Consider the following 25,688-nt stretch of genomic DNA (forward strand, 5'->3'; position numbering starts at 1 on the left):
CATGCGTATCCTTGTGAAAGGGGCCGGCGTTGCCGGCCTCACTGTCGCCCACGAGCTGATCAGGCGCGGAGCCGAAATCACGGTCCTAGATCCAAGCCGGAATTTTCAGCGCGCCGCCTCCTGGCTTGCCGGCGGCATGCTGGCGCCATGGTGCGAACGCGAAAGCGCCGAGGAGACCGTGCTGATGCTCGGCCGTGATTCCGCCGATCGATGGGACGAGATTCTGCCTGGCAAGATCGTCCGCAACGGCACCCTCGTCGTCGCACCGAATCGCGATCTAAACGAGCTGAAGCGATTCGCCAGCCGCACGACGGATTACCGCTGGCTGGACGAAGACGACATCGCCGCCCTTGAGCCTTCGCTTGCCGGCCGGTTCCGCCAGGGCTTGTTCTTTCCGCAAGAAGCACATCTCGATCCCCGCGAGGTCCTGCAATCATTAAAGAACGGTCTATCTGCAAAAGGCGCCACCTTTAGCGGCGAACTCCCGGATGATGGCGGCTTTTCCGAAGTCGTCGATTGCACGGGGGCTGCTCATATCGGCCAAATCCAGGATTTGCGCGGCGTGCGAGGCGAGATGCTCTATCTGGAGAGCAGGGAGATCGCACTTTCACGGCCCATCCGCCTGCTGCATCCACGCTTTCCCGTCTATATCGTGCCGCGCGGCGAAGGCCTGTTCATGATCGGCGCGACGATGATCGAGACCGATTTCAAAGGGCCGATCACCGCTCGCTCGCTGATGGAGCTCCTGAACGCAGCCTATGCGCTGCATCCGGCCTTTGCTGAAGCCGCCGTGGTCGAAACCGGCTCCGGCATCCGCCCTGCCTTTCCTGACAATCTTCCCCGCGTAAGACGCGAGAGAGGGACCATCTTCGTCAACGGCCTCTATCGTCACGGCTTCCTGCTGGCGCCGGCGATGGCCGAGAAAGCCGCCGATCTCGTCTTTTCCGGACACAACGAAAGGAGCCGCCAATGCGCCTGATCATCAATGGCGAAGCGCAGATTGTTGAAGCAACGACGCTTTCGCAACTCCTCTTGGCACTCGAATATGAGGGCGAGTGGCTGGCAACCGCCGTCAATGGCGAACTCGTCCATAGCGAGGAACGCGGCGACCATATCCTAACCGACGATGACAGGATCGAGATCCTGACACCAATGCAGGGAGGCTGACCATGCTTGAACTCTACGGAACGCAAATCGCATCGCGCCTTCTTCTCGGCACCGCGCGCTACCCCTCCCCCGCCGTACTGGCGGAATCCGTCAAACGTTCGCAAACCGGGATCGTCACCGTGTCGCTGCGCAGGGAAACGGCAGGCGGGCGCAATGGCGGTGCCTTCTTCGAGATGATTCGCGAGCTCGGCGTTCGCGTCCTTCCTAATACCGCCGGCTGCCACGGCGTATCCGAGGCGGTGCTAACCGCGAAAATGGCGCGTGAAGTGTTTCGGACCAACTGGATCAAGCTCGAAGTGATCGGCAATCACGATACGCTGCAGCCCGACGTCTTCGCGCTGGTGGAGGCGGCGAGAATCCTCACCAACGACGGTTTCGAGGTCTTTCCCTACACGACGGACGATCTCATCGTCGCCGAGCGGCTGCTGGAAGCTGGATGCAAGGTGCTGATGCCCTGGTGCGCGCCCATCGGAACGGCGGCGGGGCCGCTCAACCTCTCCGCCCTGCGCTCGATGCGAGCACATTTTCCCGAGGTGCCGCTGATCGTGGACGCCGGCATCGGCAGGCCGTCGCATGCGGCGACCGTCATGGAACTCGGCTTCGATGCCGTGCTGCTGAATACAGCGGTTGCTGGGGCGAGCGATCCGGCCGCGATGGCGGAAGCCTTCGCCAAGGCCATCGATGCCGGCCGCCAGGCCTACGGTGCCGGCATGCTGGAGCCGCGCGATATGGCCGTGCCCTCGACGCCAGTGATCGGAAAGGCGGTTTTCGCATGACGCTCGATCCCTTCTACCTCATCGTCGATAACGCCGATTGGATACAGAGGCTGGTGCCGCTCGGCGTCAAGCTGGTGCAGTTGCGCATCAAGGATCGCGCCACAGAGCTTCGCGCCGAAATTCGCCAATCGAGCGCAATTTGTGCCGCGCATGGATGCCAGTTGATCATCAACGATTATTGGCAGCTTGCAATCGAGGAGCGCTGCGATTTCGTCCATCTCGGCCAAGAGGATCTCGCTTCCGCCGATCTCTCCGCCATACGGGATGCCGGATTGAAGATGGGGCTTTCGACACATGATGAGGCGGAGCTGGAGACAGCGCTTGCTGCCGAACCCGATTATATAGCGCTGGGGCCAATCTATCCGACCGTGCTCAAGGCCATGCCTTGGGCACCCCAGGGTCTCGAGCGTCTCAGCAAGTGGAAGGCTCGCATCGGCAAGCGGCCGCTCGTCGCGATCGGCGGCCTGACAGTCGAGCGTCTTGGGGGCGTATTCGGGCACGGCGCCGATATCGCCGCGGTCGTGACCGATATTACCCGCAATCCTGATCCTGAATCGCGAACGCTCGAATGGATTGCGGCGACTCGATAGGCGCCTCCAAATTGACAAGATCGCGCCCCAGAGCCCTGCGAGGCGCGATTTTCAGCCGCTATTGCCCGATGAACGGGCCATTCATTGAACATTCAGCTGAACATATTCATGCTGAGGACGTTAATTAGATGACTCGCGTATTCGCTGAGCACAAAGGCTGCTTTGGAGGTAGTCATGATAAAGAAAACGGTTCTTACGGTTTTGCTGGCCGCTACGGTGGTAGGCGGCGCATTGGCGCCCGTCAGCAGCGCACAGGCGCAGTATTATGACGGCTATCGCGGTGATTGGCGCGGCCATGACGGCTGGCGTCACCATCGCCACCATGGCAATGGCGGCGCGATCGCCGGCGGTGTTGCCGCAGGTCTCCTCGGCGGCCTGCTGGTCGGCGGCGCTCTCGCCAACAGGGGCCCGGTTTACGAAGTCGCACCGCCGCCGCCCAGGTGCTGGTACGAGGATCGCCGCGTCCAGAACGAGTATGACTATGGCTGGCATTACGAGCGCATTCGCGTTTGTAACTAAGCAATAAGCGATGCATCCGCCGCGAATGGATGCATCCTTTCATGGAGATTGGGATTTGCCGGCAGTCGTAACTGCCGGCGAATTTGTTTCATGCAGGCAAATTATTGCCCATGAGTCCTCGGATACCGGTTCCGCTCCGGATATATGCGCCCCGCAAGACTTTCAGGTTCGGGTCGCCAGATTTCGACGAGCAACGGATAGCAGGGCACGATATCGCTCGAATGTTCGCTGCCGCAATCGCCACCGGGACAGGCTGAGAGCGCGCCGAGCAGATCGATCTCCGCGAAGAATTCGATGAAGTCGCCAGGCCGCACCGGGCTCGCCTTCATGAAATATTGATGGGTGTCGCGCGTAAAACCTGTGCACATAAACACGTTCAGCACGTCGTGAACGTGAAACTCGGCTTCCTGAACAGGGATGTTCATTTCCTTGGCGAGCGCGCGTGACAGGTTCGAATGACAGCAATGATGGTAGTCGTCGCCCTTCAGCAGCTGGTTTGTATAGGGATCGCAGCGCGTGCCGATGACATCGTGAACGCCGCCTCCATCCGCGTCCCAGCCATACCAACCAAGCGTATCATGGGTGATCGTCGCCATCGGCCGCAGATAGGGCAGCGTGCTCCACAGCCGATCGCCGATACCGACATGAGTGGCGTGCAAAGCCCGCGTCTTACCGCTAAAGAAGCGCTCGGAAAGATCGGCCGCATTCCATAGATTGAGATCACCGACCTGCGGTCCCTCCACGCTGACGATGCGGAAGAAATGTCCCTTTGGCACGCGGAAGCTACCGCCGTCACGTGGCGCCACGACGGTTTCGGCAATCTTAGTCATGGTTTGCCGCGCCGATCGCAGCACATCCATATCCGCGGGCGATAGCGTGCCGTTCGGATAGACGATGACGGGAGGCTTGCCGCGCCGCTCCTCGGCATCGGCGGGAGCGGGCGTATCGAAAATACTGTTCATGGCGACTTCACATTCCTCACCGATTTGGATCTGAGACATAGGCATCACTCTAAGAACAGCCGCCGCCTGCGCAACAGCGATTCTCCTTGCGGTATGACCAAGTTTTACTTAGCCTAGTGGAATGCAACATGTTCCGCTTGCCTCCCTCCGTGCCTTCGAAGCGGCCATTCGTCACGAAAGCTTCGCCCAAGCGGCGAGTGAGCTCAATCTCACGGCGGCAGGCGTAAGCCAGCATGTGCGCAGCCTGGAGGAATGGCTCGGCGTCAAGCTATTCACACGCCATGCCCGCGGCGTGACGGCGACCATGGCCGGGCGCGATTTCGGGACAGCCGTGGCAAGCGGCCTCGGACATATCGATATCGCCGCCCAGCAGCTGCGGCTTGGCGGAAACCACGGGCCGGTCAGCGTGGCCTGCATCGCTTCCGTCGCCACCCGCTGGCTGATACCCCGGCTGCCCGCATTCAAGAAAGAATACCCCGAAATCCAGATCAATATCGTCTATGCACTCGATGCGAGGATGCCGGAGGAGGCAGGCGTCGATCTTCTGATTCGGCATGGACCAAGGCCTTCGACACATGCCATCTCGCTGTTGACGGCCGAAACGCGGCCAACCTGCTCGAGAGAATATGAGCGCCGGCACGGGCCGATCGGGATGCCAGCCGATCTCCTTAATCTCGACCTCCTGCACGACGAAACGACGGCAGCCTGGACGCGCTGGTTCGCCCTCGAAAGTATCCAACAGCCTCCAAGAGCCGGTCCGATCTTTGCCGATTTCGGCTTGATGATCGGGTCCGTCATCGGCGGGCAAGGTGTGGGCCTCTGCCCCACGGCCTTGATTGCAGAAGAATTGGGCAATGGAACGCTGGTTACCCTATCCAATACGGCACTGGATACCGACAAATCTTATTGGCTGATCGAAGCCAATCATCTTTCCGACGACGCTGAAACGTTTCGCGACTGGCTGATTGCTGCCAGTGCCGCAATCGCTTAGGTGCCAAGCTGGACGACTCGAGCCCGACGCCGACGATCACGACCGCTAGACCCAGTTTTCCACCCGAATACCAGGCATGCGGATGAATTCCTTCATGTTGTTCGTCACCACGATCAGCCCCTCGCTGCGGGCATGAGCACCGATCTGCATCTCATGCGGGCCACACGGGGTTCCTGCGCGTTCCAACTCAGCTCGCACTTGTCCGTAGTGCGCAGCCGCCTTGTCGCCGAACGACAGAACCTCCAGACGCGCCACGAAATGCGCGACGGCAGTCAAGTTTTCCGCGCGCCGAGCCGACTTCTCTGCACCGTAGTACAACTCACCAAGCGTTATGCTCGATATGCAAAGCTGCTCCGCTAGAGCGTTAAATTTTTCCTGCACGGCAGGCGGATAGGTCTTCATCACATAAATGCAAATATTCGTATCGAGCATATAGGACAGCATCAGAAGGACTCGCGTTCTTCCGCCACCGGCTGTTCGCGCTCGCTCAGAAAGTCGTCACTGACACGAGGGCCATGAAGGAAGAGATCGTCCCATCGTTTGCCCTGGGGCACGATCACGCGGCTGCGACCGATCTTCAGGATATCGACCTGATGTACGTCCTCGGGGAATGCTACGGCCTTGGGCAGACGCACGGCCTGGCTTCGGTTGCTGGTGAATACAGTCGAACTCGTCATGTCCAACTCCTGATTTTGGGATATGCAATTGGGATATACCAAGCTCTGTGGGCTTGAAAAATCAAGCCACCGGCCCCAAGCGCCGATGCGGTTAAAGCCAACGAGCGCTGGTTAGCTCGATATGTCTGACCCAATGCGCCAATGTTTTCAAAGGCTTTCAGGAGTAACGGTTAGAAACCGCACCGGTTCGAGATCAACGTCGGTCTCAATCAGGCCCAGCCGCTTCAGCGTCAGATCGATGGCACGCCGGGCCTGAACCTCCGGAGCCTGATCGAGAACGATCGTCATCAACCCCTCCTTCAGATAGCCGCGCGTCGCGTCGGACAATTCATGCCCGACCCAGAATACCGGCTGCTGGCGATACCGGCGCAAAACCGTCGCGATCGCAGCATTGTCGCCGCCCGCGCTATAAACACCTATAATATCGGGATATCTCGCAAAGGCACTCGTCAGCAGCTCGACCGTCTTCATTTCATCATCCTCATCGAACATGACTTCGAGGAAGCGATGCGATGGGTTCGCATGATCAAGCAGATAGTTGGAAAAGCCGCGGATGCGTGCCTTGTGGTTCTCGTAAGTGCCGCTGTGGCAGAGCGCGACGAAAGTCCCGGAGATGTCCGCCTGCATGCGCGCCATATAGAAGGCAGCGGTGCGCCCGGCAGCTTCGTTGTCGATACCGACGTAAGGCAGTTCCAGCGCTGGCCGCGTCATGATCTGCACGACAGGAATGCCCCCGCTGGCAGCTTTGCGGATGCTGCCGACAACATCGGGATGGTCGGGCGCGACAACGATCAAGGCGGAGCGCCGCGCCTGCGGATTGGAGATATGACGCGAAAAATCGACAGGATCGTCCTCCCTGGCGAAAGTCCGCTGGATCTGGATATCCTTGTCAAGCAAGGCGGCGATGCGCTCGAAAGCGCGATTGAGCCTTGAGTAGAAAAAGGTTTCCGGCCGGAGCAGCACGACTTCGATGCGCACCAGACTATGCCTAGTGCCGGCGAGCGGCATACGGTAGCCGAGCCGCCTTGCGGCGATGAATACCTTTTCCGCCGTCTCCGGCAACACATTGCCGCGGCCATTGAGTGCACGCTCGACGGTGGCTGCTCCCACACCCGCGGCCGCCGCCACATCCTTCAACGTAATCTTGGCCACGCGTCCCTCACTTGCCAACCCGATGATCAGATTTGATCATGGATCCGTGGCGGATGAAAGAGGTGAAAATGTCAACCGAAGCGAGCGACGAGAAAATCGATAACGCTGCGCAGCATGGCCGTCGGGCGCCGGTCCGGTGCATAGACAAGGTGCATGGGTGTCGGCTGGTACGACCAGAGGGGCAGAACCGGCTCAAGCCGGCCTGCATCGAGATCGGCCGCCAGCAACAGTTCCGGCTGCAGCACAATGCCGGCTCCATGCAGAGCGGCAACGCGCAGAGCACCGCCCTGATTGGTGGTGAAGCGACCTTTGACCGCAATCTCGCGGGCTTCCCCGTCCGGACCGACGAGATGCCAGCGCCCCTGCAGGCGCCAGTACGAATGGCCAAGGCACATATGATGGGCGAGATCATCGGGGTTTTGCGGCCTGCCGCAGCGATCCAGATAGTCCGGCGACGCCGCGAGAATACGCCGATAGGGTTTCAACGGGCGCGCCACGAGATTGGTGTCCGTCAGATCGCCGATATGGATGCCGAGTTCGTAGCCTTCGCCGATCAGATCATGCGGATTATTGTCGAGCGCCAGATCGACGCTGACCTCCAGATTCTCATGCAGATAGTCGACGAGCGCCGGCACGAGGCTTTGCGTTCCGAAACTGACAGGGGCGACGAGCCGCAGGCGACCGCGCGGCACCGATTGCAGTTCGGAGGCCGATTGCTCGGCAAGCTCCACCTCTGCCAGCACTGTCTTGCAGCGCTCGTAATAAAGCTTGCCAACCTCGGTCAGCTGATGGCGGCGTGTGGTGCGATGAAGCAGGCGCGCGCCAAGCCGCTGTTCGATCGTCCTGATATGCTTCGCGACCATGGCTGGCGACACGCGGCTTATGTCGGCAGCGGCGGCGAAACTGCCCTGCTCGACCACTCTGACGAACATCGCCATGCCCGCCAGCTTGTCCATGATTGAATACCTATAGGTTCGGAATGAAGCAAATAGGAGCGTATTTATCGCCGACTGGTTTTGCAAGATAGTCCATAGGCGTCGAACAACCGACGACAATTATTCAAGGAGTTACCATGCCCATTCTGCGCTTGGAAATGCATCCCGGCCGCACACAAGACCAGAAGCGCGCTTTCGTTCGCGAGGCTACCAAAGCCGCTGCGGAAACCCTCGCTTGCCCGCCGGAATCGGTGGAAATCATCATCACCGAGATTTCGAAGGAGTCATGGGCGACGGCAGGAAAGCTGAAATCGGATAGCTGAAAACGACCCGATTTCGTGATCACGGCCTGGCGGTTTTATTCGACCGTCAGGCCTCGTTTGGCGCCAGGCTCTGCCGCCCCCAGGCTTCGGCCCAATTCATCAGGCGCACCATCTCCTGCTTGAGAGCATGCGAACGGATGATATCGGCGGCGTAATTTTGATTGGTGCGCGGATTGTAGAAGACGTCGATCTCTTCGCCGCTCTCCCGCCTTGCTGCCTCCAGGCGAAGCTTCATGTCCTCCACTTCGACCTTCACCGCAAAGTACCGCTTCATGACCTCAACAAGGTCGCGGTCGCCTGCACTAGTCTCCATGCGTACTCCATCCTACTTATTTTAGCAGCCTCGCAATGATCCGATTCGAATGGCGAAATCTAGGTCATTGTTTAGCCGGCAAGATGGATCGAGCGGCGAAGCCTTACGCGGGGATAGAAAAGCAGATGAGGTAAGAAGCGGAATTATGACCAGTTTTCCTTGACCGACTGCATCACGACGTTGGTCGACGTGCTGGCGACGAAAGGAAGGCTGGAAATCTTCTCGCCGAGCACGATACGATAGCGGCGGATATCGGAGGTGCGCACCTTCAGAAGATAATCGAAACGGCCGGCGATCATGTGGCACTCTTCGATTTCCTTGATTTTCTTGATGGCATTGTTGAAGCTGAGTAAGGCCTCCTCACGGGTATCCGTGAGTTTCACTTCGGCAAAAGCAACGTGGTCGAGGCCAAGCTTGATCGGATTGAGGATGGCCTTGAAGCCGTCGATGTAGCCGGAATCGATCAGTTTCTTGAGGCGCGCCTGGCAAGGAGTCTTGGAAAGGCCGACCCGCTCGGAAAGCTCCGTGATCGACATGCGGCCGTCTTCGACGAGGGCGTCGAGGATCTTTTGGTCGAACTGGTCAATTTCACTGGATTTGGTCATTTTCGCAGGCATTCCTATTTGAAATTGAGCTTATTGAAGTTCATTATGGCTGGAAAGCTGCAGTTTCAAGGCGGAATGCTTTATTGGAATGAAGTATGTTTGCGTCGACGCAATGGGAGGGCTGTGTGCGGCGATATCGTTCACATCAGCTCAAGCCATCGTGACCCTTGCACCTTGAGGTTATCATGACTGTCTCTGCCAAGCTCGCAACTGAAGAACCAGCTCCAGACGCCGCCCCATTTTCGCATTTCGCGCCGCCCATTCGTGAGCAGAGCCCGCTTCGTCAGGCGATCACTGCCGCCTACCGGCGCCCCGAAACCGAATGCCTGCCGGCCCTGATCGAGGCGGCCACCCTGCCGGCAACGACCCGCGAGGCAACAAAGAAGACGGCCAGGAAGCTGATCGAAGCGCTGCGCGCCAAACACAAGGGCGACGGCGTCGAGGGATTGGTGCAGGAATATTCCCTCTCCAGCCAGGAAGGCGTCGCGCTGATGTGCCTTGCCGAGGCGCTACTACGCATTCCCGACACGGCGACGCGCGATGCGCTGATCCGAGACAAGATCGCCGGCGGCGACTGGAAATCGCATATCGGCGGCGGCCGCTCGATGTTCGTCAACGCCGCGACCTGGGGCCTCGTTGTCACCGGCAAACTCACCTCGACCGTCAACGAAGGCGGGCTTTCTGCCGCGCTGACAAAGCTGATCGCCCGCGCCGGCGAGCCCGTCATCCGCCGCGGCGTCGACATGGCCATGCGCATGATGGGCGAACAATTCGTCACCGGCGAGACGATCGATGAAGCATTGAAGCGTGCGCGTGTGCTCGAAGCGAAGGGCTTCCGCTATTCTTACGACATGCTCGGCGAAGCGGCGACCACCCATGTCGATGCCGAGCGCTACTATCGCGACTATGAAAACGCCATCCATGCGATCGGCAGGGCCTCGGCCGGCCGCGGCATCTATGAGGGGCCTGGTATCTCCATCAAGCTCTCCGCGCTGCATCCGCGCTATTCGCGCTCGCAGGCCGACAGGGTGATGGGCGAACTTCTGCCGAAGGTGAAGGCGCTGGCGCTACTTTCGAAAGGTTATAATATTGGCCTGAACATCGACGCCGAAGAAGCAGACCGTCTCGAACTCTCGCTCGATCTGCTGGAAGAACTGTGCCTCGATCCGGCCCTCGCGGGCTGGGACGGCATCGGCTTCGTCGTCCAGGCCTATGGCAAACGTTGCCCCTTCGTCCTCGATTTCATTATCGATCTCGCCCGCCGCTCTGGGCACCGCCTCATGGTCCGCCTCGTCAAGGGCGCCTATTGGGACGCAGAGATCAAGCGCGCGCAGCTCGACGGCCTGGAAGGTTTCCCCGTCTATACCCGCAAGATCTATACAGACGTTTCCTATATCGCCTGCGCCCAAAAGCTGTTGGCCGCGACCGACGTGGTCTTCCCGCAATTTGCCACCCATAACGCACAAAGCCTGGCCACTATCTACCATATGGCCGGGGACGATTTTGCGGTCGGCAAATACGAGTTCCAATGCTTGCACGGCATGGGCGAGCCGCTCTACGAAGAGGTCGTCGGCGCGCAGAATCTCGGCCGCCCTTGCCGCATTTACGCGCCGGTCGGCACACATGAGACGCTGCTCGCCTATCTTGTCCGCCGCCTGCTGGAAAATGGCGCCAACTCCTCCTTCGTCAACAAGATCGCCGACCCGGCCGTGTCCGTTTCCGAGCTGATTGCCGATCCCGTCGAGATCGTGCGCGCCATGACCGTGGTCGGCGCACAGCACGACAAGATCGTTCTTCCAGTCGATCTGTTCGGCGGCGCGCGACGGAATTCCACCGGCGTTGATCTCTCCAATGAAACCGCGCTCACCGCTCTCTCTGCACAGCTGCAAGCTTCGGCAGCCAGAGACTGGATCGCTAATCCGCTTCTCGCAGACGGCTCCGAACGCGGCGTGGCTCGCGCCGTCTTCAACCCCGCCGACCACGGCGATGTCGTCGGCCATGTCACCGAGCTCGAGCCGCAGGATGCACCCGAGGTCATGCGGCTTGCCGCCGCCGCAGCGGAGCGTTGGGCTGCTGTGAGCCCTGCTGAGCGGGCCGCCATTCTTGAACGTGCTGCCGATCTCATGCAGAGCGAGATGCCTGTACTCGTCGGCCTGACCATCCGCGAAGCCGGCAAATCGGCTGCGAACGCGGTCGGCGAAATCCGGGAGGCGATCGATTTCCTTCGTTATTATGCCGCTCAGGCACGTCAGGTGCTGAAGCCGGAGAGCGTGCCGCTCGGCCCCGTCGTCTGCATCAGCCCATGGAACTTCCCGCTGGCGATCTTCACCGGCCAGATCGCGGCCGCGTTGGTCGCCGGCAATCCGGTTGTCGCCAAGCCCGCAGGCAATACACCGCTGATCGCAGCCCAAGGCGTTCGCATCCTGCACGAGGTTGGCATCCCACGTGATGTCCTGCAATTTGTCCCGGGCGGTGGACAAATGGGGGCGGCGCTTGTCGGCGCTCCAGAAACCGCCGGTGTCATGTTTACCGGCTCAACGGAAGTTGCCCGCCTGATTCAGGCTCAGCTGGCCGAACGGCTTTCCAAATTCGGCAAGCCGATCCCCCTCATCGCCGAAACCGGCGGGCAGAACGGCATGATCGTCGATTCCTCGGCCCTTGCCGAACAGGTTGTCGGCGATGTCATCGCCTCGGCCTTCGACAGCGCCGGCCAGCGCTGCTCGGCCCTGCGCGTCCTCTGCCTGCAGGAGGAAGTCGCCGATCGCACGCTGACCATGCTGCGCGGCGCTCTTCGCGAGCTCTCGGTCGGCAGGACCGATCGGCTCGCGGTCGATATCGGCCCCGTCATCGACGACAACGCCAAGCGCCGCATCGACGAGCATATCGAACGCATGCGCAAGCTCGGCTGCAACGTCGAACAGCTCGACCTGCCCGAAAGCGCCGCTAAGGGCACGTTCGTTGCTCCCACAATCATCGAGCTGAAGAAGCTGAGCGATCTGAAGCGCGAGGTGTTCGGCCCGGTCCTTCACATCATACGCTATCAGCGTAAGGGGCTGGATAAGCTCATCGCCGATATCAATGCGTCCGGCTACGGCCTGACCTTCGGCCTGCACACCCGGCTTGACGATACGATCGCCCATGTCACGGAGCGCGTGCGCGCCGGCAATCTCTACGTCAATCGCAACATTATCGGTGCCGTCGTCGGCGTCCAGCCCTTTGGCGGCCGCGGCCTTTCCGGCACGGGTCCGAAGGCGGGCGGCCCAATGTATCTGCGCCGTCTGGTCTCCTCTCCGACCGAACCGTTGCACGATGCCTCCGTGCAAGCCGATCCGGTTGCACAGCAGTTCATCGCCTGGCTCGAAAGCAAGGGCGTTGCGGATGCGGCAAAACAGGCGCGCGCCGTCGCCTCCCAGTCGTCGCTCGACTTCCACACCGAACTGCAAGGCCCGGTCGGCGAGCTGAACCTCTACGCACTGCATCCGCGCGGCAGGATCCTGCTTGCTCCGCAGACGGCACTTGGCCTGTATGTTCAGATCGCAGCAGGGCTTGCGACAGGCAATTCGGTCGTTATCGATGCCGCATCCGGCTTGCAGAGCGAGCTTCATGGCCTGCCGGCGCAGGTCGCAAACCGCATCTCCTGGACGAAAGACTGGTCAGCGGATGGACCGTTTGCGGGCGCTCTCATCGAAGGTGATGCCGAGCGGGTTCAGCAGGCGATCAAGACGATCGCGGCAATTCCTGGGCCGCTGGTTCTCGCACAGGCTGCGTCGAGCGAGGACATTGCCAAGAACGTCGATGCCTATTGCCTCAACTGGCTGCTCGAGGAAGTAACGACGTCGATCAACACTGCGGCGGCCGGCGGCAATGCCAGCCTGATGACAATCGGCTAAAACTAACAACAATCTAGAACTTAAGCGGCGGCCGGGACCCACACGGTCTGAGCCGCCGCTTCGTTTTCGTGGCGCACATTCTGCAGTGATCTGCAAATTCGCTAAGGCCGTCATCCAGCTTCCGGACCTCCTTCTCTTCTGTACAGAAATTTTTGAGAAAAGCTTTTCCCATATTGACTCTTGCCTTGAGAAAAGCTTTTCTCATGAAAACTCGACTGGGAGAAGACATCTGGACACTCAGCGTGCGAAAAGCGGACGCGCAACGATTCACGACGTTGCGGCGGCTGCAGGCGTCAGCATTTCAACGGCATCCAAGGCCTTGAATAATACCGGACGCATGGGCGACGAGACGCGCGAGAGGGTCAAGCGCGCCGCCGCCAACATCGGCTTCCGCCCGAATGCCTTGGCCAAGGGTTTGCTGAGCAATCGCACCTTCACGATCGGTCTTCTGACAAATGATACATATGGTCGCTTCACGCTACCGGTCATGGCCGGCATCACGGAGGCACTCGTCGATCACGGCATCTCGGTCTTTCTTTGCACGATCGAGGACGACCCGGCACTTGGAAAGGTTCATGTGGACGCGATGTTGGACAAGCATGTGGACGGCATTATCGCCTCTGGAAAGCGGATCGACCGCCGCCTGCCGGTGGATCTGTCCAATCTGCCGATTCCGGTGATTTATGCCTTCACTGAAGGGGCTCCGGGAAGCGTCACCTTCTGCGCGGATGACTATCAAGGAGCCGCGCTTGCTGTCGAATGGTTGCAGGGGCTTGGCCGACGCCGGATCGCCCATGTGACCGGTCCTGAAAGCTTCGTTTCAGTGCGTGAGCGCGCCAAGGCTTATCGCGACCTCGCCGGAGACGAACTACCGGTCATGTACGGCATGTGGTCCGAGGCCTGGGGACACGACGCTGTTGCGCAGCTCTGGAGCGCGGCCGGAGCAAAGCCGGACGCGATCTTCTGCGGCAACGATCAGATTGCCCGCGCAGTGGTCGATGCGCTGCGCGAGCGTGGCGTGCGGGTGCCGGAGGATGTCTCGGTGGTCGGTTTTGACAATTGGGAGATCGTCGCCGCACAGACCCGCCCGCCGCTGACGACGGTCGACATGAATCTCAAGGCGCTTGGCCGCGAGGCCGGGCTGACGGTTCTTGCGCTTGCGGAGGGACGCAGCGTCGAACCTGGCATCAGAACTTTGCCCTGCGAGCTTATCGTGCGGCAATCATGCGGGGGAAGCCCCGGCCGTTGATTAAAGGAAAGGGGCTGATGGGAGTAGCCCCATGGGAGGAGAACATGATGAAGCGATTTCTGGCCGCAACCGGCCTTATATCCTTGTGCCTTGCATCCGCCGCATCCGCCGAAAACATCTCCATGTGGGTGCGAAGCGGCATTGGCGATTCCTTCAAGAAGGTCGTCGAGGCCTATAATGCCGGCCATGACGACAAGGTCACGCTGACGGAAGTGCCTTTTGCCGAACTCGTGCAGAAATATGCGACGGCCATTGCCGGCGGCCAGGCGCCCGACGCCCTGTCGATGGACCTGATCTATACACCGGCCTTTGCCGCCGCCGGCCAACTCGAGGATCTGACGGACTGGGCCAAGAGCCTAACCTATTTCAATTCGCTGTCGCCCTCGCATGTGAAGCTCGGCACCTATGACGGTCACATCTATGGCCTGCCACTCTCCGTGGAGACGTCGGTCTTTGCGTGGAACAAGGATCTCTACAAAAAGGCGGGCCTCGACCCTGAAAAGGCGCCGACCAGCTGGGACGAGATCACGAGCAATGCCGAGAAGATCCGCGCGCTCGGCAGCGATACCTACGGCTTCTACTTCTCCGGCGGCGGCTGCGGCGGGTGCATGATCTTCACCTTCACGCCGCTCGTCTGGGGTGCCGGCGCCGACATTCTCTCGGAAGACGGCAAGAAGGCGACGCTCGACACGCCGCAAATGCGCAAGGCGGTCGACATCTACCGCAATTTGGTGAAGAAGGATCTGGTGCCGGCGGGAGCCGCAAGCGACACCGGCGCCAACTTCCTCAGCATCAGCAACGGCAAGATCGGCCAGCAGAGCATCGGCGCCTTTTCGATCGGCACGCTGATCACGCAATATCCCGATATCCACTTCGGCGTGACGCTGATCCCCGGCATCGATGGCAAGCCGTCCTCCTTTGCCGGCGGCGACAATTTCGTCATCTCCAAGGGCACGAAGAAGCTCGATGCCGTGAAGAAATTCCTCGAATACACCTATTCGCTCGAGGGGCAGAAGATCATGGCGAAATACGGCAGCCTCCCGACGCGCGGTGATATCGCCGACCAGGTGCTTCAGGGTCTCGATCCCCGTATGCAGGTCGGGCTGAAAGCGATCGCCGTCGCCAAGACGCCCTATACGCTGCAGTTCAACGACCTGATCAACAGCGCCAACGGTCCCTGGGCCGGCTTCACCAACGCAGCCATCTTCGGAAGCGATGTCGATGGCGCATTCTCCAATGCCCAATCGGAAATGCAGTCGATCATCGACAACGCCCAACAATAATCAAGCATGAACGCCGGGGGAGCTTCGACGCTCCCCGGTCCCTCCATCGAAATATCGGGAGCATTCCATGGCTGGCCCTGGAGCTATCGCAACCGCGCGTCCGCGAAAACGGCGAAAGCGTGCCAGCTGGCACGGGTTTCTCTATATCGCGCCGGCCATGGCGCTGGTCTTGATCTTCTTCGTCCTGCCGGTGGTCTTTACCTTTTGGATGAGCTTCCACAACTGGCCATTGCTCGGCAATCCCCGCTGGATCGGCTTCGGCAATTATATCCGCATAGTCTCCGACATGCGCTTCATGGCGGCTCTGCGCTTCACCGCCTATTACACCGTCATCGTCACCATTGCGATCTTCGCCGTCGCCTTCCCGCTCGCCTTCTTCGTCGAGAAGCACCGGCCGTTCGTCGGCTTCTACCGAACGATCATCTTCCTTCCCGTCGTCGTCGGGCTTGCAACGGCGTCGCTGCTCTGGGTCTGGCTCGCCAATGTTGACGCCGGCTTCTTCGCACCGGTCGCCCTGGCGCTTGGCCTCGTCGACAAGAGGCCGAACCTGCTTGCCGATTTCGACATGGCATTTGCAACGATCATCGTCATGGTGGTCTGGAAGATCGCCGGCTTTACCATGATAATCCTGCTGACAGGCCTGCAGGCAATCCCCTCCGAACTGACCGAGGCGGCCCGCATCGACGGCGCGAAACGCTGGCAGCGCTTCCGGCACGTGACCCTGCCGCTGATGCGCCGCACGATCGCGCTCGCGCTGATCATCTCGATCACGGGCTCGGTGCTTGCCTTCGACCAATTCTACATCATGACATCAGGCGGCCCGCAGAACCGCATGATTTCGGTCGTCTATTACATCTTCAACCAGTCTTTCGTGTCCTTCAACCTCGGCTATGGCGCGGCGCTCTCGATCGCGCTTCTCGTCATTCTGGTGCTGATCAGCATCGTCCAGCTCTGGCTGCTACGCGTCGGGGAGGACAAGCCATGACCACGGCAAAGGAACGCCGCGCAAGGCGCAAGCTCTTGCATGGCATCGGCTATCACGGCATCGGCGTCGTCATTGTCATCTTCTTCTTCGCGCCGTTCGCCATCGCACTGCTGTCGTCATTCCGGCATGGAACCGAAGCCAGCCTTCCGCCCTTGCCGCCATGGCCGACGACCGGCTTCAGTTTCGACGCCTATCGCTCACTCGATGGCTTCGGCGCCGGGGTCATTCAGCACACGCTGAACTCGCTTTTCGTCTCGGTCGCAACCGTGCTTCTGACCGTCATCGTCAGCCTGCTCGCCGGCTACGGCTTCTCACGCTATCATTTCCCCTTTAAGGGCGCGCTCTTCATCCTGATCATCGCGACGCTGATGATCCCTTTCCAGTCGATCCTGACGCCGCTCTTCATCATCCTGGCAAGGCTCGGGCTCAACAATTCCCTGATCGGGCTGACGCTCGTCTATGTGACACTGCAGCTTCCCTTCTCGGTCTTCATGATGCGCAACGCCTTCGACGCCGTGCCGAAGGAAATCGAGGAAGCAGCACGCATCGACGGCGCACGCGATTTGAAACTTCTCTTTCGTGTCCTCTTTCCCTTGGTGCTACCGGGTGTCGCGACCGTTGCGATCTTCGCCTTCCTCAATTCTTGGAACGAATTTCTGGCCGCATTGGTGCTCCTGTCGAGCAACGAGAAATTCACCCTGCCGGTGCTGATGATTGCCGTCAGGACCGGTCGGCTTGGCGCCGTCAACTGGGGCGCGGTCCAGGCCGGCATCGCTGTCATGACCATCCCCTGCGTCATCGTCTTTCTGCTTCTGCAACGCTACTACATGCGCGGGCTGATGGCCGGCGCGGTGAAATAACCCTTTCAACAACGGATCAAAGCCATGTCTGACAAAGAAAGCCGCCAGTTTCGCCCTCTGCCCGTTCCGAATGTCGAACTCGCTGGCCTTTTCGGTGCCCGCCAAGATGCCATCTGTAATTCCACCGCGGCAACGCTGCTCGACCGCTGCGTCGAGGCCGGCATGATCAAGGCCATCGACGTGGACCAGCCAAGCCCCGGCATCGTCATTCCTTTGCAAATCTGGTCGGGCTCGACGCAGATGTTCTGGGACAGTGATCTCGGCAAGTCGATCGAAACCATCGCCTATTCGCTCTATCGCCGCCCCAATGCCGAACTGGAAGCGCGAGCGGACGCCATCATCGACATGTATGAAAAGCTGCAGCAGGAAGATGGCTATCTGAACGCCTGGTTCCAGCGCGTCCAGCCGGGCCGCCGCTGGACCAACCTGCGCGATCATCACGAACTCTATTGCGCCGGCCATCTGATCGAGGCGGCCGTCGCTTATTATCAGGCAACGGGCAAGCGCAAGCTACTCGATATCATGAGCCGTTTTGCCGACTACATGATCACCGTTTTCGGCCATGGCGAAGGCCAGCTACGCGGCTATTGCGGCCATGAAGAGGTCGAGCTCGCCCTCGTCAAGCTCGGCCGCGCCACCGGTGAGAAGAAGTATCTCGATCTCGCCAAATACTTCATCGATGAGCGCGGCCAAGAACCGCATTTCTTCACCGAGGAGGCGCTTCGCGACGGCCGCGACCCGAAGAACTTCGTGCAGAAAACCTACGAATACAGTCAGTCGCATCTGCCGGTACGCCAACAGACTAAGGTCGTCGGCCATGCCGTGCGCGCCATGTATCTCTATTCCGGTATGGCCGATATCGCCACGGAATATAACGACGATACACTGACTGCAGCACTCGAGACGCTTTGGGACGACCTGACGACCAAGCAGATGTATGTGACCGGCGGCATCGGGCCGGCTGCCTCGAACGAGGGCTTTACCGATTATTACGACCTGCCGAACGAGAGCGCCTATGCCGAGACCTGCGCCTCCGTCGGTCTGGTCTTCTGGGCCAACCGCATGCTCGGCCGCGGACCGAACCGCCGTTATGCCGACATCATGGAAGTGGCGCTCTATAACGGCGCGATGGCAGGCTTGTCGCAGGACGGCAAGACCTTCTTCTACGAAAATCCGCTGGAGAGCGCCGGCAAGCATCACCGCTGGACCTGGCACCATTGCCCCTGCTGCCCGCCCAATATCGCACGCCTGCTCGCTTCCGTCGGCTCCTATATGTATGCAGCCGCCGACAATGAGATCGCCGTCCACCTCTACGGCGAGAGCAAGGCCCGTGTGCCACTCGCTGGCGGCGTGACCGTGCAGCTTTCCCAGACGACGCGCTACCCCTGGGACGGCGCCATTCGCTTCGAGGTCAATCCAGATCGCAATGCCAAATTCGCACTATCGCTGCGCATCCCCGAATGGGCCGAGGGTGCGACACTCGCAATCAATGGCGCACCGGTCGATTTGGCAGCGACCATCGTCGATGGCTATGCCCGCATCGAGCGCGAGTGGCAAGCCGGCGACAGCGTCGACCTCACCCTTCCGCTGATCCCGCGCACGCTGTTTGCCAATCCGAAAGTCCGCCAGGATGCCGGGCGTGCTGCCCTGATGCGAGGTCCGCTCGTCTATTGCGTCGAAACCACCGACAATGGCCATGAACTCAATGGCATTTCGCTTTCGAGTGATCCGGCCACCGCGAAGACAACGGAAATTGCCGCACTGGAGGGTGCGGTCGCGCTCGATGTTGCGGTCATGCGCGATGAGGCCGACTGGGGCTCCGATCTCTATCGAATGACACCCCCGAAAAGGACTGCCTCCACCGCGCGTTTCGTCCCCTACCATCTCTGGGACAATCGCGATCCGGGCGAGATGCTGGTCTGGATCCGCGCCGATCAGTTGGAGCGCGGAGCCTGACATGACGAAGAACGGCATGCGCCTGACCGGCGTCCGCAAGAGTTTCGGCGGGCTGGAGGTCATCCACGGCATCGATCTCGACATACCGGAAGGCGCTTTCGTCGTCTTTGTCGGCCCCTCCGGCTGCGGCAAGTCCACGCTTCTGCGCATGATTGCCGGGCTGGAGGAAGTGACCGACGGCGAGATCGCCATCAAAGGCCTAGACGTCACCGATCTCGACCCATCCGAGCGCGGCATCGCCATGGTGTTCCAGTCCTATGCGCTCTATCCGCATATGAGCGTACGCGACAATCTCGGTTTCGGGCTGAAAATGGCCCGGACCGACGCATCCGAAATCGAAAGACGCGTGCGCTCCGCCGCGGCGATCCTCAAGATCGACCATCTATTGGACCGGCGGCCGGGACAGCTTTCCGGCGGTCAGCGCCAGCGTGTCGCCATCGGCCGCGCCATTGTTCGCGAACCGGATGTCTTTCTCTTCGACGAGCCGCTCTCCAATCTCGACGCGGAACTTCGCGTCTCCATGCGCATCGAAATCGCCCGGCTGCATCGCGAACTCGGCAATACGATGATCTATGTCACCCACGACCAGACCGAAGCCATGACGCTCGCCGACAGGATCGTCGTGCTGCGGGACGGCCGGATCGAGCAGGTCGGCAGTCCGCGCGAGGTCTATGAGGATCCAGCCAACAGTTTCGTGGCCGGCTTTATCGGCTCGCCGAGGATGAACATGATCGAAGCCACCTGGACGAACGAAGGGACGGCGAAGGTCGGAAACGGCAGCATCAAAGTCGACCTTGCACGGACCAAGCCATCGGCGGGCGAAAAGATCCTGCTTGGCATGCGCCCCGAACATTTCGTCGTCGCGTCAAATGCCGACGATGCCGTGCGGGTCACGGTCGACGTCACCGAATATCTGGGCGGCACCCGCTATCTCTACTGCCAGACAGAGGACGGCCAGGCGATGATCGCCGAATATCGCGACGGGCCGGAAATCGAGCGCGGCGACACGCTCCATCTGCATTGCCCGCCTGAACGTCGGCGCTATTTCGACAAGCAGGGAAAACGGCTGCGGTAGCTGTCTCCTCGAACAACCGCACATATGCCAGAAAGGTTCGTCACCATTGCAAGCGGACTAGAATTCCCAAGGAGATATCAGATCCAGCCCAGTGTCACGGAAGTCGGACAGATTGCGAGTGGCCAAACGTCCGCCATTTACGCGGGCGATGGCTGCAATCATGCCACCCGCCGTCGACATCGGCCGTCCCTGCCTTTTCGCCGCACCCATTAGCTCGCCGTAGTCCAGTGCGGCTTCTTCGGTAAGGCCGAAGATCCGATCCGCGAAACGATGCCGCCATTCAGACAATCTCTGCTCAAGCCGCGCAGCTCGCTGGTCGAGAACAATCTTTTGAATACCAAAGCGATTTCAGCAATAGCGACGGTCGAGAGTGCTATCTCCGCATCATAGCGACAAAGCCATGGGAGCACGGCTTCCTCGGGCTGCTTCCGGAAAGTCTCCGAGATGACGTTTGTGTCCAGAAATATCACAGATCAATGCCGTGATTGAGTTGACGCCCCTCGCGAATGAAAGATTCAAGGTCAATGTCGTTATTATCGCTCATAGCCATTCGAGCATAGAAAGACGATGCGGGTTCGCGACCAGCCTCTCGAATCTCATAGGTTTCCAACGCTCGCTCGACGACATCGGCGATCATCCGGTTTTCACGCCGCGCGAGGCGATGAGCGAGGTCACGTGCTCTAGCACTGCGAACGGATAGTTGTGGTTCAGCCATGTCTGTCTCCTGTTCACACCAAAATATAGTCAGCCATCAAGATGGCAGAAGACGGCTAGGCGGCAGAAAGGAAACTATGCCGCCTTGCTGACCCGCACCGGAACGGACTTATACGACGGCGTGCCGCTTTCCTTGTCCTGATAATCGATCGGGATCAGGCAATTTGCTTCCGGGTAATAGGCGGCAACGGAGCCCTCGGCAATATCGTAGGAAATCGCCGTCAGCTTCAAGAGCCGCTTGCCGCCTGAGGGAAGTGCGGTCTCGATCTCGACGAGATCACCGTGTTCCAGCCCTTTCGCCTTCAAATCCCTATCGTTCATGAACAGGACGTCACGGCGGCCGAAGACGCCACGATAGCGGTCGTCGAGACCATAGATCGTCGTGTTGTACTGGTCGTGGCTGCGGATCGTTGCCAGCTTGAGGATAGTCCCATCCGAGAGCGAAATATCTTCGTTGAGGCCGGAAAACAGCTTGAATTCCGCCTTGCCGGAAGGCGTCTTCCAGACGCGCTCGGTCGGCCCGATGGGAAGGCGAAAGCCACCTGGCACGCGGATGCGCACGTTATAGTCGGCGAAATCCGGATAGACCACCTCGATCTTGTCGCGGATCAGATCGTAGTCAGTGATGAGCTCCATCCAGGCGACCTTGCTGTTCGGCAGGGTTGCCTGCGCTATTCCCGCGACGATCGCAGGTTCCGAACGCAGCTGGTCGGAGGCCGGCTTCAGCCGGCCGCGCGAGGCATGCACCATCGACATGGAATCCTCGATCGTCACAGATTGCGCGCCGGTTGCCTGAACATCTTGCTCGGTACGGCCAAGTACGGGAAACAGGAAGGATTCCTTGCCAACAAGCAGATTGGAGCGATTGAGCTTGGTGTTCATATGGACGGCGAGATCGAGCTTGCGCATAGCCTCGGCACATAGGTCCGGATCGGGAAGCGCGATCGAGAAATTGCCGCCGAGGCAGATGAGCACTTTGGAGCGTCCTTCCGCCATCGCCTGCATGGCGGCAACGGCATCGTGACCATGATGCGCCGGCGCGGTGAAACCAAAGGCACGTTCGATGCCCTCGATCAATGCAGGAGTGGGCTTCTCGGTAATCCCGACTGTGCGATTGCCCTGCACGTTGGAATGGCCGCGCAGTGGGCAGATGCCGGCACCCGGCCTGCCGAAATTGCCGCGCAGCAGCAGGAGATTGGCGATCTGCTGGACATTCGCCGTCCCCTTGGCATGCTGCGTGATACCCATGCCATAGGTGACGATCGTTGCCTTCGACTTGCCATAGATCTCCGCTACTCGCTCCAGATCAGCGCGGGCCAGACCAGAAACTCGCTCGATATCGGTCCACTCCGTCTGGTTGATATCGGCAACAAGGGCGTCGAAGCCGGTGGTGTGTTCAGCGATAAAGGCATGATCGAGAACGTCAGGTGAGGTTTCGGCCAGCGCCAGAACCGCTTTCATGATGCCCTTGAGCGCGGCGGCGTCGCCGCCGATCTTCACCTGATAATAGGACGACGCGATCCGGGTCGAGCTGAAGGTTCCCATCTCGATTGGATCTTGCGGATCGGCAAAACGCTCCAGCGCCCGCTCCTTCAAGGGATTGAAGACAATGATCGGCACGCCTCGACGCGAGCATTCGTGCAGCGTGCCCATCATGCGCGGATGATTGGTGCCGGGATTATGCCCCATGGAGATGATCAGATCGCACTCGTCGAAGTCGTCGAGCGAGACGGTGCCCTTGCCGATGCCGATCGATTGCGGCAGACCGACGCTGGTCGCCTCGTGGCACATGTTCGAACAATCGGGAAAATTGTTGGTGCCGTATTCGCGGGCAAAGATCTGAAAGAGGAAGGCCGCCTCGTTGGAAGCACGGCCCGACGTATAGAATTCGACCATATCCGGATCGGGCTGGCTGCGCATAACCTCGCCGATGCGGGCAAAGGCGTCTTCCCAGGCAATCGGTCGGTAGGTATCGGATGCGCGGTCATAGACCATCGGATGGGTCAACCGGCCGGCATTTTCCAGCTCATAATCGCTCCAAGTCAGAAGTTCGCTTACCGTGTGTTCGGCGAAGAACTCGGGCGTCACGCGCTTGTTCGTCGCTTCCCAGGTGACGGCCTTGGCGCCGTTTTCGCAGAATTGGAAAGTGGAGGTGTGCTCCTTGTCGGGCCACGCGCAGCCGGGACAATCGAAACCTGTGGGCTTGTTGGTACGCAGAAGAAGACCAGGCGCCTCGGTGACATCCATCTGGTCGCGAACCGCCTTGGCGGTGGCTTTCAGCGCCCCCCAACCGCCAGCGGGGCTATTGTAAGGACGAATACCGGGGACTTCACGCTTCTGCGTCATGATACGCTCCTTTGGCTACCCAAACGGCTTCCTCCCAAAGGTCGGGCCTACAAGGAATAGGCTTGCGACACCAGGGAGTAAAGCACAATCAAGCAATAGAAAATCGAACAATCACCAAGCGTGATAGAGCTATGCGTTGCGTTAGTTCTTGAAGACCAGGCAGGAGCCGCCCTGCTGCCGGACTTGCGTGCAAACGGCATCCGCCTCCTCCCGCGTTTGTCTAGGAATGCGCGCCGCATAGCGGACGCGGCGGCCGAAATCGGCATTGCGCTGACGCACGATCAAGGGCTTTTCGGCATTCAGCGGAGACGGCAGCTTCCGGATATTTGCGGCAAACAGACGGCGAGCGGCATCCACCTGAAAATGTTCGGCCAATTGCGCGCCCCAGGGCGCCCAGGGCCGCTCCTGCTCCAAGGGCGTCGGTTTCAGGCGCCGGCTCTGAGCAAGCGCGACGCAGGAATCGACGAACGGCTTGCTCTTATCCAGCACGGGAGCTGCGATATCTGGGGGATCATCGCGCCATTCTTCGACACTGTGAGCAGTGATCGCGCTCACATAGCTGCGCGTCTCATACGGAAGCCCGCCGGAATTCAGGAAATTGGCAAGACCGCCCTCGCCGGCATTATAAGCAGCGGCGGCAAGACCAAGATTGCCGAAACGGTCACGCAACTCATCGAGATAGGTCGCCGCCTTGCCGAGCGCTTCGAGCGCATCGTAGCTGTCGCGGACACCGCGCAGCTTCGCCGTTCCCGGCATGAACTGCGCGATACCGCGCGCGCCTTTGGGACTGACGGCATCGGAGCGAAACAGGCTTTCGCGCCAGACGAGCCGCGCGAGATAGTCCGGCGGCAGATGATTGTTGTGAGCGAAATATTCGATGGCCGTGCAGAGATCGCGATTGTAGCTGTCCTTGCGCAGGCACAGCGTTTGACCCGTCTCCGTCGTCAGCGGTCCGGAAATGCAAACAGGTGGTGCGACACTCCATTCCGGTTGGGCTCTCGCAGGTCTGAAAGCAGCACCGTTAATGGCAAATGCGATCGCAAAAGCGACGATGATGCCGACGAAGCCTGCCCGATAATGCCTGCCTGCCATTTAAGCGATATCCGTCCGAGACCAACCGATCGCAAATTCGCGGCCTCTTCATATCATCGATGGACGGAAGCGAAAACCTCTCACGCGACAGCCAACGCGCAGGCTGTTACTCCGCGAGGCGGCCGCCGCGCATCGGCGCCGGCACGCCCGTCGTGCCCGGAAAGCTGATCGGCAGACCGCGCAGAACGCGTACGGCGAGAAAGGCAAAGCACTCGGCCTCGACAGCATCGCCGCGCCAGCCCAGATCCTCCGCAAAGATCGGCTCGACGCCGGCCCGGCTCCTGAGCATCGACATGATCGTCGGATTGTGCCGGCCGCCGCCGCTGACGACGACCTTAGTGGGCCTACGCGGCAGCAGATCCAGAGCCTTGCCGACGGCGCTTGCCGTGAAGGCCGAAAGCGTGGCGGCGCCATCTTCCGGGCTGAGGCCATCCGCCATGGAAGCGCCGAAATCGAAACGATCCAGCGACTTCGGATAGGGTGCTGTGAGATAGGGGTGCTGCAGCAGCCGCTCAAGCCGAGCCTCATTGACCTTGCCGGCAGCTCCAAGCGCGCCGTCGCGGTCCATTTCGCCGAGCCCGCGGGACTTAATGAAATCGTTGAGTGGCGCATTGGCAGGACCGGTATCGAAAGCAACGAAATTGCCCTCCCCATCCCACCAGGTGATATTGGCGACGCCGCCGAGATTGAGAATGGCCGCCTCTCCTGCTGCACCTGCCCCGCGGAGCAGCGCGGTATGGTAGGCGGCAGCAAGCGGCGCGCCCTGCCCACCGGCGCGCATGTCGGCCGAGCGGAAATCATAGGCGACCTTGGTGCCGAGAATAGAGCGCATCAACTCGCCATCGCCAAGTTGGCGCGTCTGCCCCAGCCGGTCCTTCTGCGGCGCGCGATGCAGGACGGTCTGGCCATGAAAACCGACGACGCCGATATCGGCCATCGTCATGCCGTTCCCTTCGACCAGTTCCCTCACCGCCTCCGACTGGGCTCGCGTCAAGGCTTCCTCGGCCGCCTTGAAGATCGCCGGTTCGGGTCCCCCGAAATTCCACGCCCGCGCCTGCCGCAGCGTCTCTTCCAGCAGTTCGCGAATCCAGCTGGGATAAGGAGCCAGAACATAGGGGCCGAATTCCTCGACGCGCTCGCCATCCGTCTTCAGCATGGCGACGTCGATATTGCCGTCGAGGACGGTTCCGGTCATCAGACCGACTGCCCAGATTGGTTCCATGGTCAG

The 25,688-nt window shown here is 60.2% G+C and carries 25 protein-coding genes and 1 pseudogene; 14 read left to right on the top strand and 12 right to left on the bottom strand.

The window, feature by feature from the left end; translation table 11 throughout:
- The first annotated feature begins 1 nt into the window (after position 1).
- From thiO to ACYJRZ_RS17405, 5 genes are all read left to right on the top strand, one after another.
- Positions 2-979 carry a glycine oxidase ThiO gene (gene thiO / locus ACYJRZ_RS17385; RefSeq protein ID WP_459460931.1) on the top strand — a complete coding sequence of 326 codons (978 nt, stop codon included), beginning with the start codon at positions 2-4 and terminating at the stop codon, positions 977-979.
- Entirely contained in the window at positions 970-1,167 is a 198-nt protein-coding gene (gene thiS, locus ACYJRZ_RS17390; RefSeq protein ID WP_459460933.1) for a sulfur carrier protein ThiS, read from the top strand. Before thiO ends, thiS begins: the two co-directional genes overlap by 10 nt.
- Positions 1,168-1,169: 2 nt before the next feature.
- Positions 1,170-1,943, top strand: a complete 774-nt coding sequence (locus ACYJRZ_RS17395) for a thiazole synthase (protein ID WP_459460935.1) — start codon at positions 1,170-1,172, stop codon at positions 1,941-1,943.
- Positions 1,940-2,533, top strand: a complete 594-nt coding sequence (locus ACYJRZ_RS17400; RefSeq protein ID WP_459460937.1) for a thiamine phosphate synthase — start codon at positions 1,940-1,942, stop codon at positions 2,531-2,533. Before ACYJRZ_RS17395 ends, ACYJRZ_RS17400 begins: the two co-directional genes overlap by 4 nt.
- Positions 2,534-2,707: 174 nt before the next feature.
- Entirely contained in the window at positions 2,708-3,052 is a 345-nt protein-coding gene (locus ACYJRZ_RS17405; protein WP_459460939.1) for a hypothetical protein, read from the top strand.
- Between the two features lie 101 nt (positions 3,053-3,153).
- On the opposite strand, the gene ACYJRZ_RS17410 is transcribed toward ACYJRZ_RS17405, so the two are convergent.
- Positions 3,154-4,014 carry an urea carboxylase-associated family protein gene (locus ACYJRZ_RS17410; protein ID WP_459460941.1) on the bottom strand — a complete coding sequence of 287 codons (861 nt, stop codon included), beginning with the start codon at positions 4,012-4,014 and terminating at the stop codon, positions 3,154-3,156.
- A gap of 121 nt (positions 4,015-4,135) precedes the next feature.
- Between ACYJRZ_RS17410 and ACYJRZ_RS17415 the strand changes: the two genes are divergently transcribed.
- Positions 4,136-5,005 (top strand): LysR substrate-binding domain-containing protein, encoded by an 870-nt coding sequence (locus ACYJRZ_RS17415; RefSeq protein WP_459460943.1) that lies wholly within the window; start codon positions 4,136-4,138, stop codon positions 5,003-5,005.
- Positions 5,006-5,050: 45 nt separating this feature from the next.
- On the opposite strand, the gene vapC is transcribed toward ACYJRZ_RS17415, so the two are convergent.
- From vapC to ACYJRZ_RS17435, 4 genes are all read right to left on the bottom strand, one after another.
- Positions 5,051-5,449 carry a type II toxin-antitoxin system tRNA(fMet)-specific endonuclease VapC gene (vapC, locus tag ACYJRZ_RS17420; RefSeq protein ID WP_459460945.1) on the bottom strand — a complete coding sequence of 133 codons (399 nt, stop codon included), beginning with the start codon at positions 5,447-5,449 and terminating at the stop codon, positions 5,051-5,053.
- Entirely contained in the window at positions 5,449-5,682 is a 234-nt protein-coding gene (gene vapB / locus ACYJRZ_RS17425) for a type II toxin-antitoxin system VapB family antitoxin (protein WP_459460947.1), read from the bottom strand. The genes vapC and vapB overlap by 1 nt, the downstream gene beginning before the upstream one ends.
- A 147-nt stretch (positions 5,683-5,829) precedes the next feature.
- Positions 5,830-6,834, bottom strand: coding sequence for a LacI family DNA-binding transcriptional regulator (locus ACYJRZ_RS17430; protein WP_459460949.1), 1,005 nt, complete (start codon positions 6,832-6,834; stop codon positions 5,830-5,832).
- Between the two features lie 71 nt (positions 6,835-6,905).
- Complete coding sequence (locus ACYJRZ_RS17435; RefSeq protein WP_459460951.1) at positions 6,906-7,790, bottom strand: LysR substrate-binding domain-containing protein; 885 nt, start codon at positions 7,788-7,790, stop codon at positions 6,906-6,908.
- Between the two features lie 116 nt (positions 7,791-7,906).
- Between ACYJRZ_RS17435 and ACYJRZ_RS17440 the strand changes: the two genes are divergently transcribed.
- Complete coding sequence (locus ACYJRZ_RS17440; RefSeq protein WP_047632639.1) at positions 7,907-8,092, top strand: 4-oxalocrotonate tautomerase; 186 nt, start codon at positions 7,907-7,909, stop codon at positions 8,090-8,092.
- A gap of 46 nt (positions 8,093-8,138) precedes the next feature.
- On the opposite strand, the gene ACYJRZ_RS17445 is transcribed toward ACYJRZ_RS17440, so the two are convergent.
- Positions 8,139-8,405 carry a hypothetical protein gene (locus tag ACYJRZ_RS17445; protein ID WP_459460953.1) on the bottom strand — a complete coding sequence of 89 codons (267 nt, stop codon included), beginning with the start codon at positions 8,403-8,405 and terminating at the stop codon, positions 8,139-8,141.
- Positions 8,406-8,548: 143 nt separating this feature from the next.
- Entirely contained in the window at positions 8,549-9,010 is a 462-nt protein-coding gene (locus tag ACYJRZ_RS17450; RefSeq protein WP_015342703.1) for an Lrp/AsnC family transcriptional regulator, read from the bottom strand.
- A gap of 185 nt (positions 9,011-9,195) precedes the next feature.
- Here ACYJRZ_RS17450 and putA point away from each other — a divergent pair, with 185 nt between their 5' ends.
- The 7 genes from putA to ACYJRZ_RS17485 all read left to right on the top strand — a co-directional run bounded on the left by putA (position 9,196) and on the right by ACYJRZ_RS17485 (position 20,308).
- Positions 9,196-12,900, top strand: coding sequence for a trifunctional transcriptional regulator/proline dehydrogenase/L-glutamate gamma-semialdehyde dehydrogenase (gene putA / locus ACYJRZ_RS17455; protein WP_459460956.1), 3,705 nt, complete (start codon positions 9,196-9,198; stop codon positions 12,898-12,900).
- A gap of 265 nt (positions 12,901-13,165) precedes the next feature.
- Positions 13,166-14,149 carry a LacI family DNA-binding transcriptional regulator gene (locus ACYJRZ_RS17460; RefSeq protein ID WP_459461266.1) on the top strand — a complete coding sequence of 328 codons (984 nt, stop codon included), beginning with the start codon at positions 13,166-13,168 and terminating at the stop codon, positions 14,147-14,149.
- Between the two features lie 44 nt (positions 14,150-14,193).
- Entirely contained in the window at positions 14,194-15,432 is a 1,239-nt protein-coding gene (locus ACYJRZ_RS17465; RefSeq protein ID WP_459460958.1) for an ABC transporter substrate-binding protein, read from the top strand.
- Positions 15,433-15,499: 67 nt separating this feature from the next.
- The gene (locus ACYJRZ_RS17470; RefSeq protein ID WP_459460960.1) at positions 15,500-16,417 is read left to right on the top strand and encodes a carbohydrate ABC transporter permease; all 918 of its coding nucleotides are present in this window, start codon (positions 15,500-15,502) and stop codon (positions 16,415-16,417) included.
- Positions 16,414-17,277 (top strand): carbohydrate ABC transporter permease, encoded by an 864-nt coding sequence (locus ACYJRZ_RS17475; protein WP_459460962.1) that lies wholly within the window; start codon positions 16,414-16,416, stop codon positions 17,275-17,277. Before ACYJRZ_RS17470 ends, ACYJRZ_RS17475 begins: the two co-directional genes overlap by 4 nt.
- Positions 17,278-17,301: 24 nt before the next feature.
- Entirely contained in the window at positions 17,302-19,233 is a 1,932-nt protein-coding gene (locus tag ACYJRZ_RS17480; RefSeq protein WP_459460964.1) for a glycoside hydrolase family 127 protein, read from the top strand.
- A gap of 1 nt (position 19,234) precedes the next feature.
- The gene (locus tag ACYJRZ_RS17485; protein WP_459460966.1) at positions 19,235-20,308 is read left to right on the top strand and encodes an ABC transporter ATP-binding protein; all 1,074 of its coding nucleotides are present in this window, start codon (positions 19,235-19,237) and stop codon (positions 20,306-20,308) included.
- A 57-nt stretch (positions 20,309-20,365) separates the two neighbouring features.
- On the opposite strand, the pseudogene ACYJRZ_RS17490 reads toward ACYJRZ_RS17485, so the two are convergent.
- The 5 genes and pseudogenes from ACYJRZ_RS17490 to ACYJRZ_RS17510 all read right to left on the bottom strand — a co-directional run bounded on the left by ACYJRZ_RS17490 (position 20,366) and on the right by ACYJRZ_RS17510 (position 25,682).
- Positions 20,366-20,778, bottom strand: a pseudogene (locus tag ACYJRZ_RS17490) (PIN domain-containing protein).
- Positions 20,775-21,023: a plasmid stabilization protein gene (locus ACYJRZ_RS17495; RefSeq protein WP_459460968.1), complete on the bottom strand. Its 249-nt coding sequence runs from the start codon at positions 21,021-21,023 to the stop codon at positions 20,775-20,777. The pseudogene ACYJRZ_RS17490 and the gene ACYJRZ_RS17495 overlap by 4 nt, the downstream one beginning before the upstream one ends.
- Positions 21,024-21,097: 74 nt before the next feature.
- Positions 21,098-23,368: an FdhF/YdeP family oxidoreductase gene (locus ACYJRZ_RS17500; RefSeq protein WP_459460970.1), complete on the bottom strand. Its 2,271-nt coding sequence runs from the start codon at positions 23,366-23,368 to the stop codon at positions 21,098-21,100.
- Between the two features lie 141 nt (positions 23,369-23,509).
- Complete coding sequence (locus ACYJRZ_RS17505; RefSeq protein ID WP_459460972.1) at positions 23,510-24,460, bottom strand: lytic transglycosylase domain-containing protein; 951 nt, start codon at positions 24,458-24,460, stop codon at positions 23,510-23,512.
- A gap of 106 nt (positions 24,461-24,566) precedes the next feature.
- On the bottom strand, positions 24,567-25,682 hold the full coding sequence (locus ACYJRZ_RS17510) for an anhydro-N-acetylmuramic acid kinase (protein WP_459460974.1): 1,116 nt from the start codon (positions 25,680-25,682) through the stop codon (positions 24,567-24,569).
- Between the last annotated feature and the right edge of the window lie 6 nt (positions 25,683-25,688).

It is taken from the genome of Rhizobium sp. No.120 (assembly GCF_054558365.1).

Coding starts and splice junctions, on each gene's coding strand:
- putA (WP_459460956.1), top strand. CDS start 9,196: ATGACTGTCTCTGCCAAGCTCGCAACTGAAGAACCAGCTCCAGACGCC.
- ACYJRZ_RS17495 (WP_459460968.1), bottom strand. CDS start 21,023: ATGGCTGAACCACAACTATCCGTTCGCAGTGCTAGAGCACGTGACCTC.
- ACYJRZ_RS17510 (WP_459460974.1), bottom strand. CDS start 25,682: ATGGAACCAATCTGGGCAGTCGGTCTGATGACCGGAACCGTCCTCGAC.
- ACYJRZ_RS17435 (WP_459460951.1), bottom strand. CDS start 7,790: ATGGACAAGCTGGCGGGCATGGCGATGTTCGTCAGAGTGGTCGAGCAG.
- thiO (WP_459460931.1), top strand. CDS start 2: ATGCGTATCCTTGTGAAAGGGGCCGGCGTTGCCGGCCTCACTGTCGCC.
- ACYJRZ_RS17405 (WP_459460939.1), top strand. CDS start 2,708: ATGATAAAGAAAACGGTTCTTACGGTTTTGCTGGCCGCTACGGTGGTA.
- ACYJRZ_RS17470 (WP_459460960.1), top strand. CDS start 15,500: ATGGCTGGCCCTGGAGCTATCGCAACCGCGCGTCCGCGAAAACGGCGA.
- ACYJRZ_RS17485 (WP_459460966.1), top strand. CDS start 19,235: ATGACGAAGAACGGCATGCGCCTGACCGGCGTCCGCAAGAGTTTCGGC.
- ACYJRZ_RS17505 (WP_459460972.1), bottom strand. CDS start 24,460: ATGGCAGGCAGGCATTATCGGGCAGGCTTCGTCGGCATCATCGTCGCT.
- ACYJRZ_RS17500 (WP_459460970.1), bottom strand. CDS start 23,368: ATGACGCAGAAGCGTGAAGTCCCCGGTATTCGTCCTTACAATAGCCCC.
- ACYJRZ_RS17400 (WP_459460937.1), top strand. CDS start 1,940: ATGACGCTCGATCCCTTCTACCTCATCGTCGATAACGCCGATTGGATA.
- vapC (WP_459460945.1), bottom strand. CDS start 5,449: ATGCTGTCCTATATGCTCGATACGAATATTTGCATTTATGTGATGAAG.
- ACYJRZ_RS17410 (WP_459460941.1), bottom strand. CDS start 4,014: ATGAACAGTATTTTCGATACGCCCGCTCCCGCCGATGCCGAGGAGCGG.
- ACYJRZ_RS17395 (WP_459460935.1), top strand. CDS start 1,170: ATGCTTGAACTCTACGGAACGCAAATCGCATCGCGCCTTCTTCTCGGC.
- vapB (WP_459460947.1), bottom strand. CDS start 5,682: ATGACGAGTTCGACTGTATTCACCAGCAACCGAAGCCAGGCCGTGCGT.
- ACYJRZ_RS17465 (WP_459460958.1), top strand. CDS start 14,194: ATGATGAAGCGATTTCTGGCCGCAACCGGCCTTATATCCTTGTGCCTT.
- ACYJRZ_RS17445 (WP_459460953.1), bottom strand. CDS start 8,405: ATGGAGACTAGTGCAGGCGACCGCGACCTTGTTGAGGTCATGAAGCGG.
- ACYJRZ_RS17415 (WP_459460943.1), top strand. CDS start 4,136: ATGCAACATGTTCCGCTTGCCTCCCTCCGTGCCTTCGAAGCGGCCATT.
- thiS (WP_459460933.1), top strand. CDS start 970: ATGCGCCTGATCATCAATGGCGAAGCGCAGATTGTTGAAGCAACGACG.
- ACYJRZ_RS17450 (WP_015342703.1), bottom strand. CDS start 9,010: ATGACCAAATCCAGTGAAATTGACCAGTTCGACCAAAAGATCCTCGAC.
- ACYJRZ_RS17440 (WP_047632639.1), top strand. CDS start 7,907: ATGCCCATTCTGCGCTTGGAAATGCATCCCGGCCGCACACAAGACCAG.
- ACYJRZ_RS17480 (WP_459460964.1), top strand. CDS start 17,302: ATGTCTGACAAAGAAAGCCGCCAGTTTCGCCCTCTGCCCGTTCCGAAT.
- ACYJRZ_RS17475 (WP_459460962.1), top strand. CDS start 16,414: ATGACCACGGCAAAGGAACGCCGCGCAAGGCGCAAGCTCTTGCATGGC.